General features: G+C 70.6%; 9 protein-coding genes. 4 read left to right on the top strand and 5 right to left on the bottom strand.

The window, feature by feature from the left end:
- Positions 1-2: 2 nt before the first annotated feature.
- The 3 genes from ACFVU9_RS01310 to ACFVU9_RS01320 form a co-directional block, all read right to left on the bottom strand.
- On the bottom strand, positions 3-6,062 hold the full coding sequence (locus tag ACFVU9_RS01310; protein ID WP_387588775.1) for an amino acid adenylation domain-containing protein: 6,060 nt from the start codon (positions 6,060-6,062) through the stop codon (positions 3-5).
- Positions 6,063-6,248: 186 nt separating this feature from the next.
- A complete protein-coding gene (locus ACFVU9_RS01315) occupies positions 6,249-7,571 on the bottom strand; it encodes an ATP-grasp domain-containing protein (RefSeq protein WP_387588777.1) in 1,323 nt (440 codons plus the stop codon).
- A gap of 297 nt (positions 7,572-7,868) precedes the next feature.
- The gene (locus tag ACFVU9_RS01320; protein ID WP_387588779.1) at positions 7,869-8,333 is read right to left on the bottom strand and encodes an ATP-binding protein; all 465 of its coding nucleotides are present in this window, start codon (positions 8,331-8,333) and stop codon (positions 7,869-7,871) included.
- Positions 8,334-8,460: 127 nt separating this feature from the next.
- Here ACFVU9_RS01320 and ACFVU9_RS01325 point away from each other — a divergent pair, with 127 nt between their 5' ends.
- The 4 genes from ACFVU9_RS01325 to ACFVU9_RS01340 all read left to right on the top strand — a co-directional run bounded on the left by ACFVU9_RS01325 (position 8,461) and on the right by ACFVU9_RS01340 (position 11,105).
- Positions 8,461-9,330 carry a Scr1 family TA system antitoxin-like transcriptional regulator gene (locus ACFVU9_RS01325; RefSeq protein ID WP_380495247.1) on the top strand — a complete coding sequence of 290 codons (870 nt, stop codon included), beginning with the start codon at positions 8,461-8,463 and terminating at the stop codon, positions 9,328-9,330.
- The gene (locus ACFVU9_RS01330; RefSeq protein ID WP_387588781.1) at positions 9,327-9,515 is read left to right on the top strand and encodes a DUF397 domain-containing protein; all 189 of its coding nucleotides are present in this window, start codon (positions 9,327-9,329) and stop codon (positions 9,513-9,515) included. Before ACFVU9_RS01325 ends, ACFVU9_RS01330 begins: the two co-directional genes overlap by 4 nt.
- A gap of 60 nt (positions 9,516-9,575) precedes the next feature.
- Positions 9,576-9,815, top strand: coding sequence for a DUF397 domain-containing protein (locus ACFVU9_RS01335; protein ID WP_387588783.1), 240 nt, complete (start codon positions 9,576-9,578; stop codon positions 9,813-9,815).
- 270 nt (positions 9,816-10,085) lie between these two features.
- Positions 10,086-11,105: an LD-carboxypeptidase gene (locus ACFVU9_RS01340; protein WP_387588785.1), complete on the top strand. Its 1,020-nt coding sequence runs from the start codon at positions 10,086-10,088 to the stop codon at positions 11,103-11,105.
- A gap of 97 nt (positions 11,106-11,202) precedes the next feature.
- Here ACFVU9_RS01340 and ACFVU9_RS01345 read toward each other — a convergent pair whose 3' ends face one another.
- Together ACFVU9_RS01345 and ACFVU9_RS01350 are read right to left on the bottom strand one after the other, a co-directional pair.
- Positions 11,203-11,895 (bottom strand): class I SAM-dependent methyltransferase, encoded by a 693-nt coding sequence (locus ACFVU9_RS01345; RefSeq protein WP_387588787.1) that lies wholly within the window; start codon positions 11,893-11,895, stop codon positions 11,203-11,205.
- 37 nt (positions 11,896-11,932) lie between these two features.
- The gene (locus ACFVU9_RS01350) at positions 11,933-12,445 is read right to left on the bottom strand and encodes a hypothetical protein (RefSeq protein WP_380445041.1); all 513 of its coding nucleotides are present in this window, start codon (positions 12,443-12,445) and stop codon (positions 11,933-11,935) included.
- Positions 12,446-12,456 lie beyond the last annotated feature (11 nt).

The raw sequence follows: 12,456 nt of genomic DNA on the forward strand, positions 1-12,456 counted from the left end.
TCTCAGGTGGACGGGTTCTGCCGCGCGCGGAGGTCGTCCGTGCGGGTGCGGATCTCGTCGGTGACGTCGTGGACCCGGCCGGTCGGGCGGGCGGCGATCTGGGCGAGGACGGCGGAGTAGAGGCGGGCCAGGTCGTCCAGCGCCGCCTGCGGGAGCCGCCGTCCGTCGGCGTCGAGGGTGATCTCCAGCGCGGCGCGGGCCGGGTCGCGGCCCACGGTGGCGAGGAGCGGGGCGTCGGTGTGCTCGAACCACCGGACGTCGGTGAGGTACGCGCGATCGGCGGCCACGTCGGAGTAGGCCGGGAAGTCCGTGTAGTTGAACAGCGCTGCGTAGCGGGGCTGTTCGGGCGCCGCGCACCGCCGGTGGGCCAGCACCTGCATCTCGGACGCGAACACCTCGTCGATCAGCTCGGGCCACGTCTGCCCGTCGACGCGCACCCGGTGCGGCTGGAAGTTGAGGAACATCCCGACCAGCGCCTCGGCTCCGTCCGTCTCGGGTCGGCCGTGCGTGAACACCCCGCTGACGACGTCCTGCTCGCCGGTGACGAGCGCCAGGACCCGCAGGTGGGCCGCCAGGAGCACGTGCTTGAGCGGGTGCCCGGTGCTCCGGGCGACCTCGCGCAGCTCGGCCTCCTGCGCGGCCGGGACGACGACGGTCGCCTCCGCCCAACGCGCGTCGCGACCGTCGGACGGGTAGCCGGGCAGCGCCGTCCCTGGGTGTCCGGCGAGGACGTCCCGCCAGAACCCCTGCGACTCCTCCGAGGCTCGGGCGGAAGCCTCCGCCTCCACGTAGGCGCGGAAGGAACCGGGCTGCGGCCACTCCACCGGCGTGCCCGTGTACGCGAGCAGGAGGTCCCGGACGAGCAGCGACAGGCTCCAGCCGTCGATGATCGCGTGGTGGAAACCGAGCGAGAGGACGAAACGATCCTCCGCGAGCCGGTGGGCGGCGAACCGCAGCGGCGGCCGGTCCCAGGCGAAGCCGGAGCCGCGCTCGCGCTCGAACCAGGCGCCGGCCGAGCCGTCGTCGTACACGGTGAGGTCGGGCTCGGCCGAGGCGTGGACGAGCTGCCGCCGCGCGTCCAGGTCGAACGAGGTCCGCAGGGTCTCGTACGCCTCGATCATGCGCCGCAGCGAGGCCCGGAGCAGCGGCTCGTCCAGCGGCAGGGCGACGGTGTACGCGAAGACGTCGTGGTACGCGGACTGCGCCGGGTCGCGCCGCGTCGCTTCGAGCATCCTCAGCTGCGTGGCCGTGAGCGGGTACGCGTCGACGACGCCCTCCGGCAGCGGCCCGGCCGTGCCGGCGCTTTCCGTCACGTGCACCGCCTCGGTGACGGGCGCCTGCCCCGCCAGGCGACGGACGAGGGCCCGGACCGTCCGCGCCTCCATCACGTCGCGCATCGCCGCGCCGGGGAACACCTTGCGGAGCTTGACGAGGATGCGGATCGAGGTGATCGAGTCGACCCCGGCGTCGAGGTAGTTCTCGTTCGCCCCGACCGTCTCCCGGCCGACCGCCTTAGCGATGATCCCGGCGACGGCGAGCTCCGTCTCGTCCTCGTCGCCGCCCGCCGCCCCGTCGGCCGCGTAGCGCCCGAGGGCCGCGAGGAAGTCGTCGACGAACGCCTCCGCCGTGGCGCTCTTGATCCGGGACGGGTCATGGCACACGGCGATCTCCGTGGCGTCCGCGAAGTGGTCCCGGTGGACGTGGACGAGCACCGGGAAGCTGGTGAGCTCGAAGTAGCGGGCGCTCGCGATCGTCACCGGGCCCTCCTGCGCCGCGACCTCGCCGACTCCCCCTACTCCGCCCGCTCCCGCCGCGTACGCGTGGAAGTCGGTGTAGTTGAAGACGACGTCGAAGAGCGCTCCCCCGTGCTGCCGCTCGATGTCGGCGAGCGGGTACCGCTGGAGCGGGATCAGCTCGCGCTCGCGCGCGAAGACCGCGGCCGGCAGCGCCGGGTCGTCCGCCTCGCCCACCTCGACGGGGAACGGCAGGGTGTTGAGGAACAGGCCGACCATTTCGCTCCCGCCCGGGATCTCCGGACGGCCGTTGCCGACCAGGCCGGCGATCACCCGGGAGGCGCCGCTGAGCTCGGCGAGCGCGGCGCAGTGCGCGGCCAGGTAGAGCGACTTGAGCGGCAGTCCGAGGGCGGCGGCGCGCCGGCGCAGCCGGGCTTCGAGGTCGGCCGGGACGATCCGCTCGACCGCCGCGGTCTCGATCTCCTGGCCGGGCGACGGACGGCCTGCGACGAGCGTCGCGGAGTGGCCGCCGAGCAGGCGCCGCCAGGTGGCCCGGTCCTCGGGCCGCTGCGCGCTCTCGCGTTCCAGCGCCACGTACGTGCCGTAGCTCGGCGCCGGAGCCGGCACCCGCCCGCCGGGGAGTTCGCCGCACCGCCGCCGGATCTCTTCGACGACGAGTGCGACGCTCCACCCGTCCAGGATCAGGTGGTGGAACGAGACCGCCAGGTTCACGCGGTCCGCACCCCGCACGTGGACGCAGAAGCGGATGGGCGGCCGGGCGAGATCGAGCGGGCGGTGCTTCTCGGCCTCGATCCAGTCCTCGACGGCCTTGTCCTGTGCGCCGGAGGGCAGCTGGGAGACATCCACGAACTCTACGGCCGGCAACGCCTCGGCGAGGACGATCTGGAGAGTCTCCTCGTAGTTCTCCAGGTCGAAGTACGACCGGAGTTGGGCGTGCCGGGCCACAGTCTCGCGGACAGCACGGGCCAGTTGGCCCGGGTCGGGCAGGCCAGCAAGCTCGTAGTCGAAGATGTCGTGGTAGACGGGCGAGTCCTCGTCCAGCAGCGAGTGGTAGATCATGCCGGACTGGAGCTTCGTGAGCGGCCACGCGTCGACCGCGTCGGCGGGTAGCAGGGCCCGGTCCTCGTCCGCCACGAGCGCGAACGCGGGCGTGACGGCCGCCTCGGCTGCGCCGCCCCGGGTGAGCGTAGCGGCGAGCTCCCCGAGCGTCGCGTGGGCGAACACGTCGCGCAGGCCCACGGGGTAGCCGGCCGCGCGCAGGCGGGAGGAGACGCGCAGGGCGAGGATCGAGTCGCCGCCGAGGGCGAAGAAGTTGCTGTCCAGACCGACCGGTTCGGCCAGGCCGAGCACCTCCTGCCAGGCGCGGGCCACGGCACGCTCGGCGTCCGTGGCGGGTGCGGGGCCGGGGCTCGCGGTCTCGGCGGCACCCGCCGTCGGCGCGGGCAGCGCCCGGCGGTCGAGCTTGCCGTTCGGCGTCGTGGGCAGGGCGTCGAGCCCCACGAGGAACTGCGGCACGAGGAACTCCGGCAGCAGCTTGCGCAGCCGGGCCCGCAGGTCGTCGGCGTCGAAGGCCTGGCTGACGACGTACGCGGCGAGCGCCTGCGCGGGCCCCGACGAGTCCACGACGACGGCCGCGTCCTGGACACCGGGCAGGTCCCGCAGCACGGCGGCGATCTCGTCGGGCTCCACGCGCAGCCCGCGCAGCTTGACCTGGTTGTCGATGCGGCCCAGGTACTGGATCTGCCCGTCCGGCAGGAAGCGCGCCAGGTCACCGGTCCGGTAGAGACGGGCGCCGGGCGCGGTGCCGTACGGGTCGGCGACGAACATGCGGGCGGTGAGCTCGTCGCGCCCGTGGTACCCGGTGGCGACGGCCACGCCGCCGATGCACAACTCGCCTGGCACACCGACTGGTTGGAGCCGCAGGTCCTGGTCCAGGACGTACAGCCGCACGTTGGCGATCGGCGTGCCGATGGGGACGATCTCGCCCGGGTAGTCGGTCGTACAGGGCCAGTGCGAGACGTCGATCGCGGCCTCGGTGGGCCCGTACAGGTTGTGCAACTCGCAGCCCGGGAGCGCGGCGTCGAACACCTCGATGGTCTTGCGCGGCAGCGCCTCCCCGCTGCAGACGACGCGATTGAGCGAGCCGCAGTGGCCGGCGAGGCCGTCCGTCTCCAGGAACACGTTGAGCATGGAGGGCACGAAGTGCACGGTCGTGACGGCGGCGGAGCGGATGAGCTCCTTCAGGTGGTCCGGGTCCCGGTGCCCGCCGGGCTTGGCCACGACGATGGCGGCGCCGGTCATCAGCGGCCAGAAGAACTCCCACACCGACACGTCGAAGCTGTACGGGGTCTTCTGCAGGACGCGATCCTCGCCCGCGAGGGGGAAGGCGGACTGCATCCAGTGCAGCCGGTTCGCGAGCGCGTCGTGCCGGTTGACGACGCCCTTGGGCTGCCCGGTGGAGCCGGAGGTGTAGATCATGTAGACGGGGTCGGCGGGGCTCGACTCCCGTACGGGGTCGACGTCGTCCTCGTGCCACGATTCCGGACCCGACAGGACGAGGACGTCCGCCGTCACCTCACCGAGCCCCTCGCGGTGCCGCTCCTGGGTGAGGATCAGCGGCAGGTCCGCGTCCTGCACCATGAAGGCGGTCCGGGCGGCCGGGTACTCGGGGTCGATCGGGACGTACGCGCAGCCCGCCTTCACGATCGCGAGCAGCGCGACGACCATCTCCACGGACCGTTCCATGAAGACGCCGACGAACGGGCCCTTCCCGCGCGCCGCGAGCTGCCGACGGATCCGGTGCGCCACCCGGTTCGCCCGTCGGTTGAGCTCGCCGTACGTGAGGCGCTCACCGTCGAACGCGACGGCAAGCACGTCCGGGGTCCGCCGGACCTGCTCCTCGATGACGTCGACGACCGTCCCGGCCGGGTATTCGGCCCGCGTGGCGTTCCAGTCGTCGAGGATCAGCCTCCGGTCCGCCTCGCGCGTCATCGACGCCGCGCCCACCCGGGCGTCGACGCCGGCGGCGGCCAGCGAGGTCAGGAGCTGCGCGTAGTTCCGCAGGATCCGCTCGGCGGTCTCGCGCGTGAAGAGGTCGGTGTTGAACTCCAGCTCGAACGCGTACGCGTCGTCGGCCGCCTCGACGTACAGCATCAGGTCGAACTTGGCGGCCGTGCGGCGGACCGGGCGGTACTCGGCGACCGGGCCGGGCCCGAGGTCGAGCGCGGGCCGGCCGCCGAGCAGCGTGAGCATCGTCTGGAACACCGGGTTGTGGTCGCGCGGCCGCTCGACCCCGAGCGCCTCGACCACCTTCGGGTACGGGGTGTCACCGTCGTCCAGCAGCCGCTCGGCTGCCTCCTGCGCGCTGCCCAGCACCGTGCGGAAGCTGTCGTCCGGGTCCACGGGGACGAAGAGCGGCAGCGTGTTGACGTAGCAGCCGACCTCGTCCAGGTCCTCGGCGCCCGGCCGGTTGAGCACCGTGGTGCCGACGGCGAACCCGTCCTGGCGCGTGTACCGGTTCAGCAGCACGGCGTACGCGGCGAGGAACACCGGGAACGCGGTACTGCGGCACTCGCGCGCGCACTCCTTCAGCAGCGGCTCGACGTCCGCGCGCGGGACGGTCACCGTCAGGCTGTCGCCGCGGAAGGTCTGCACGGCGGGTCGCGGGCGGTCGAGCGGCATGCCCAGCAACTCCGGGCAGTGGGCGAGGGATCGGCGCCAGCGCTCGACCTTCTCGGCCTGGTCGGCGGTGGCGTCGGCCGTGCGGCTCGCCGCGACGAACGCGCGGAACGCAGCGCCGGCGGCGGGCCGTTCCGGGATGCGTCCGTTCGCCGTGAGCGCGCGGTAGTTCTCCCCGATCTCCTCCAGGACGAGATGGATGCTCCAGTCGTCGATGACGATGTGATGAGCCGTCAGTCCAAGGAGCCAGCGATCGCCCGGCAGCGCCACGAGGAGGGTGCGCAGCAGCGGGGCCGCAGCGAGGTCGAACGGCTGCCGGTGGTGCTCGGCGAGGAGCTCGTCCGCCTGAACGCGGGCCTCGGCCGGGGCGGTTGTGCGGAGGTCGGCGAAGGTCGTGCGGTCCGGAGCGGAGTCGTGCACCCTGGCCCGTGGGCCGTCCGGGGTTTCGAGGAACGTGGTGCGGAGGGCGTCGTGTCGGAGGACCGTCGCGTGGACGGCCCCGCGTAACGCCTCCGGATCGAGCGGGCCGCGTATGTCGAAGGCCACCGATTCGTTGTAGGCCGGTTCGTCGAAACCGGCGAGCTCGTGGAAGAGCCAGAGGCTTTCCTGGGTGTGGGAGAGCATGCGCATGCCAGATTGAGGGATCGCGGCCATACCGCACTCCAAAGTCGGGGCAGGGCTTCAGCCCGTGGGCGTGAATTTGCTGTTGTGCACAATCACGGCGTGCTGCAGCGGAGTTGCCGCCACCGGCCGGAACCGGGGCAGGCCACTCCCACGCCGCACCAGGTCGACGTTCGGACGGGTCCCGCCGCTGCCCTACGAGGCGTCGGCGGACCCGTGGAACGGGTCGAACACCTCGTCGTAGGGGCGGAGGATCGCGTCCAGCGTTTCGGGCGCCGCCGCTGCGTCCGGGCCTTCGGCGACGGGCTCGGTGGTGATCACCACGTGGGCGGCCGCCTTGCGGGCCAGGGCCACGGCCGTGTCGACGTCCTCGGCGTGGACGACGACGAGCCCGCAGCGGTCGTCCGACCAACGGAGCTCCGACACCACCCCACCCGGCCGGACGCTCACGACCACGTCCACGACGCCTTCGACGGCCTTCGCCGCGTCGACACCGGTCACGGACGTGACGACACCGGGGTCGGCGGTCAGGAAGCGGACCGCCGCCGCACCGCGCGCCGGGTGGAGGCCGTCGAGCGGAGAGCCTCGGCCGGCCAGCCGAAAAGCGGCTTCCTCCATGTCGATTCCGTACACCAATTTCACGAGATCGTTGATGCGGTCGCCGCCGCGCCGGGTGTGCGATTCGATGATGCGCGGTCCGTCGGCGGTCACGATCACCTCTGTGTGCGAGGGACCGTCCTGAAGGCCGACCGCGTCGAGCAGGCGAATCGTCACATCACTGATCTCCGAGAGTTCGATGTCGGAAATGGGCGCGGGAATGACGTGCCCGACTTCGACGGTCCCGCCGTCGGTGTCTTTTGCCGTGACCGCGACGACGGTGTGCCGCCCGGCCTCGGAAAAGGCCTCGACACTCAGTTCCGGGCCGACCAGGAGCTGCTCGACCTGGAATTCACCGAGCCCGAACTCCTGGCACCAGGCCCACACGTCGTCGACCTCGTCGAGCGATGTGATCCGCCGCACCCCGAGACTGCCGGACCCCATCGTCGGCTTGACGATCGCGGCACCGTGCGCCGCGACGAACGCGCGCAGCTGCGCATGGGTGGGGTTCAGCTCGAAGGGCACCGGGCCGATGCCGCGCTCGTCGAGGAGCGCACGCATGGCCGACTTGTCGTGCAGCAGCCGGGCGGTGCGTTCCGTGGTGCCGGCGATCCCGAGCAGCGAGGTCAGGTGGCCCGCGACGAGCTGGGCCGCCTCGGTCTGGGTGACGATCCGGTCGATCGGGCCGAGCTCGTGCAGGGCCCGCGTCATGGCGACGGCGGAGGGCACGTGCTGATAGTCCACCAGAACGAGCTGACGACAGAACGGAATAACCGCCTGGTCGAATTGCGAAGGCTTCTGGAGGTAAACGACGTCGACATCGGCCGACGTGGCCTTCGGAACAATTCGAATGCTGTCCCCGATGATGAGGACACGAGGCTTTGCCACGAGCTTTCCCCCGGTCTGACCGCGCTCACTCATGCCGCTGGCGACCCTAGCACAGGGGCAACGGGGGCTGGTAGGGACGGACTTGGCGATTGACGTTTCTTTACTCGTCACCGTACTTACCGGCTGGTACTTCTTCGTTTTCGCTGGTCAATGGTCCGGCTCGGGGAACCGGACCGAATTGATCACCGAACGGGAGTAAGGGTCGCGGTCGGATTCCGCTGGGGCGAATGGTGCGGGTGATGACGGGCGAGAGGGGAGAGCCAGATGAGGAGAGCGAGGACGAGGGTGATCGGCAGGACCGTGCAGGCGGTCGCGGTGGCGGGGGTGATGTCAGGCCGCATCGGCGCCGCCGGCGGGGAGGTCGAGTTCGACCCAGACGGTCTTGCCGTTGGGGTGGCGCGGGATCGTGCCCCAGCGGTCGGCGAGCGCGTCGACGAGCGTGAGGCCGCGCCCGGACTGGGAGTTGGACGTGAGCCTGACCGGGAGGACGGGGAAGCGGTCCCCTCGGCAGTCGGACACCTCGATACGGAGGGTGGTGCCCCGGCGCACGGTGGTGGTGAGGCAGAGGTGGAGCTCGAACCCGCGCCCCGGAACACGGCCGTGCGTGATCGCGTTGGCCGCGAGCTCACCGACGACGAGGAGGGCGGCGTAGTACGCCTCGGTGGCCGTCAAGTTGAGGCGCCAGGCGGCGAGTTGACGGCGGGCGATCCGGCGTCCGATCGCCGCGCCCTTGGGGGTGGCGGTGAGGACGGAGGTCTGGGAGCGGGGATTGTCGAGGGGGGTTTCGGACTTCATGAGCAAAAGCGTGACGGCAGAGACGTACGCTGACCATGGCCGGAGCGGGCACGGAGAGTGCTTGTATGGCAGCGGATTGTCGCCTGTCACCTCTGGCGGGCGTGATCGGATCATAGGGGTGGTCACCATGGGTGGAGTCCGGGACGAGGACTCGACGACGACGATGCCGGAGGAGGAGGGTGAGGTCTCCGACTTCTTCCGCGCCATCGGGAAGCAGATCAAGCTGCTGCGCGAGCGGGCCGGCTTGACCCAGAAGGAACTCGGCGAGAAGGTCGGCTACGGCGAGCACCTGATCGGCGCGGTGGAGCGCGGAAAGCGCACCCCGCAGCCGGAGTTGCTGGTCGCCCTCGACAAACTCCTCAACGCCGGTGGCCTGTTGGCCGTCGCGGCGGAGGACGTGGTCAAGGCACGGGCGAAGGCGCGGATGCGGCACCCGCACTGGTTCCGGGGCTACGCGGGCTTGGAAGTCGACTCAATCGAGACGCACGACTACAGCACGCTTCTCATCCCTGGACTGCTCCAGACCGAACCCTACGCGCGAGCACTCTTCGAGATGCGGCAGCCCGCACTCTCCGAGGAAGTGATCGAGATGCGCATCGCCGCGCGCATGGCGCGGCAGGAGGTCCTCACGCGCTGGCCAAGAGCGATCTTCAGCTGGGTGATTGACGAGAGCGTGCTTCTGCGTCCTCTGGGCGGATCCGAGATCCTCAAAGGACAGCTGCGCCGGCTGCTTGAAGTCGGGAACACACGAGGCATGGCGATCCAGGTCATGCCGATGAGTCGCACGGAACACGCGGGGCTGGGTGGAGGGTTCATTCTGATCACTCCCAAGGGCAAACCACAGACCGGCTACATCGAGGTTCAGACGAGCAGTAGGCTGATCACCGACCCGGACGAGGTTCGGATCATGAACGCGCGGTACGGCACGCTCAGGGCACAGGCTCACAGTCCGCAGGAGTCCTTGTCCTTGATCGAGAAGATGCTGGGAGAGCTATGAGCACCGAGCTGGCATGGTTTAAGAGCAGCCACAGCAGCAACGAAGGCGGCGCTTGCGTCGAGGTGGCAGAGACCCCCGGCGTCGTCCACGTCCGTGACTCAAAGGACAAGAGCGGCCCGCAGCTGGCCTTCGAACCGACCGCGTGGAAGGCGTTCGTCGACTTCGCCGCGACCGCCGAGGTCTGAAATCGGCCTCTTGACGGCCCATCGCTAGGCAGCGATGGGCCGTCGGCGTACCGTCGGAACATGACCGAGCTGACCTGGTTCAAGAGCAGCCACAGCAGCAACGAAGGCGGCGAGTGCGTCGAAGTCGCCTGGCGCAAGAGCACCTACAGCGGCAACGAGGACGCCAACTGCGTCGAGGTCGCCGAGACGACGACCGCCGTTCTCGTCCGCGACTCCAAGGACAAGACCGGCCCCCACCTCACCATCTCCCCCACGGCCTGGCAGGCCTTCGTGGACTTCGCCGCGACCGCCGAGGCCTGAGAGAGCGCAATCCGAGCCGGTACGTGGGAAGTCGGATCCGCCGACTTCCCACACCGTATCGAGGGTCGCGCCGACGTCCGATTCCCAGCACCACTACGGACCACCCGACGGCGAAGAACAGGCGCCGCCGTCGAGCGGCGTCGGTCGAAGCATTCACCGCGCCAAGGTAGACCCGCCGACCGGCCCGGCACCATGGCCAGGCAGGATCCCGGGGCGGCGGACCGGCGAAAGTCGCGTGACCCCACCGGCGGCACCGACGACACTGACGCCATGACTGGTTCCGCACCGCCTCGACTGCTCCGACCGCGTGCCCTGAGGCCCGGAGACCTCGTGGTCATCGCCTCGCTCTCCGGTCCCCTGCCCGCCGCTTACGAACCCAACGTCGAGCAGACGGTGGTCGTGCTCCAGCGGATGGGCTTCCGTGTGCGTCGGGCGCCGCTGCTCGAAACTGGACGCAGCCATTGGTGGAGCGCGGCCACGCCGGCGGAGATCGCCGGTGAGCTCAACGGTCTTCTGCGGGATCCCGAGGTGCGCGCGATCGTCGCGAGTGACGGCGGTCAGACCGCGCTCGGCTACCTCGACCTGATCGACGTCGAGGCGATCCGGGCCGACCCCAAGCCGATCCTCGGCTACAGCGACATCTCGCTGCTGCACCTGGTGCTCTACGCGCGCACGGGTCTGGTCGGGTTCCACGCCGACATGGCCGTTCCCGGCTTCGGCGGGCACTGGCAGTCCGCACCCGTGGCGCGCCGGGCGGAACTTGAGAATCTCTACTCCAGACTGCTGACCGGTACCGAAGCGATCGGCGCGCTGCCTGCGAGCTCGTCGTGGGAGTGCTGGCGTCCCGGTCGCGCCGAGGGCCGGCTGATCGGCGGGGTGATCAATCGCATCGTGCTGGCGCAGGCGACGCGTTTCGCCCTCCCGCTCGAACGGTTCGACGGTGCGGTGCTGTTCTGGGAGGAGATGGGCGGCCTGGCCTCCCACGTGTGGAGCTACCTGCAGGTGATGCGGCACTCCGGCATCCTCGACCGGATCTCGGGCATGGTCGTGGGCGTTCCGCGCGAGATCGTCGGACTGGAGCCCGGCGCGTCCCCGACCCTGCCCGAGATCGTCCTCGACGTCCTCGGCGACCGCGACATCCCGGTCCTGGGCAACGTCGACTTCGGGCACGCCGGCCCGAACCTGCCGATGCCGGTCGGCATCCGCGTCGGCCTCGACGCGCAACAGCGGATGTTGTCGCTGCTCGAACCGGCGGTAGGGCCGCCCCCGACGACGGGACCGGTCGGCTGAGCGCCACGGATCAGCAAGCCGACGCGTTGAGCGTCCACCCGGTTTCGCATTTGACGTCCACTCACACCCGAAGATGGCGTTCGCCGCTGCTCGTTCCCTATACCGCGGTGCGGTGTTGGGTGCCGGCGGCTGTCAGCGGCGCCCGTGACCCGTCCGGTCGGCATGGCGCCAGCCGGGCGTAGTAGGAGAACGGCGGGCCGATCAGCCGGGTCACGTGGAGCCCCGCAGCATTGGCATGGCGAGCCAGGGTGGCGCGCCGCACCTGGTGCCGGTCGAAGAACTCGCCCACCACGATCCGTCCGTTCGGCTTCACCACCCGGCTCAGCTCCGTCAGCGTCACCTCCACCTGCGGGATCTCGCCCAAGGCCGTCACCAGGTAGGCGGCGTCGAACACGGAGTCCTCGAACGGCAGGTGGTGGGCGTCCGCCCGGGTCGGCGCGATGTTGGTGAGACCGCGCTGTGCGGCCCGGCTCATCACGTGGTCGAGCATCTCCTGCTGGACGTCGACGATGTCGAGTCGACCGTCGGTGCCCAGTTGCGGGGCGGTCTGCAGAGCCTGCAGGCCCGTGCCCGGTCCGACCTCCAGGACCCGCTCGCCCTGACGCAACTCCAGCATCGAATCGAGCCGCTCCTGGCTGAGCAGCGGCAAGGGCAGGTCGAGGAGCCGGCGCTGCGCGTACGGGTAGGGGGCGGAGTCGAACGCCCACCAGGACAGGGCCGCGGCGCCGGCCGCCGCCGCGGTCAACCCCCATCGCGCTCCGGGGTGACCGAGTGCAGTGCGAAGATTCATGATCAAGAGTCCTCTGTCGTGAGTACGTGACGGCTGGTCAGACAGGCTGTGGTGTCGGAACGCGGAGCGCCCGCCAGGCGACGAGGGCACAGACCACCGCAAGCGGTAGTTCGGCGAAGCACGCCATGGCCAGCGCCACGGCGAAATCGCTGCCGGGCCCCGCTGTCACCGGGTCGAACCAGGAGTCGACCAGCAACAGCATCGACGTGGCCGCAGCAGGCAGGGCCCGGCGGGGATCGCCACGAGCGGCCAGGACCCCGGTGGCGATGAAGCCGAGTGCCTCCATGGCATCCAACCCGGCCCAGGCGGCCGACCAGTGCACAGCAGTCGCTGTTGACGGCAGGGTGGTGCAGAGCACGAACGCCCAGGCGAGAACGGCGACTCCACAGGCGATGAGTGCCAACTCAGGCCACCGGCAAGGGCTACGGCGCCGATGCTTCGCGGGCTGCTTGCCCGCGGCGGCGCGGTCGCGGGTCGAATCGGGCAGCACCTTCGCCGTTGATCGCTCGATGACGCTGTACTTCTTTGTCGTGCCGCGAAGATCGATCATCGGTGCATTCC

The organism is Kitasatospora sp. NPDC057936, from assembly GCF_042887525.1.
GTDB lineage: Bacteria > Actinomycetota > Actinomycetes > Streptomycetales > Streptomycetaceae > Kitasatospora.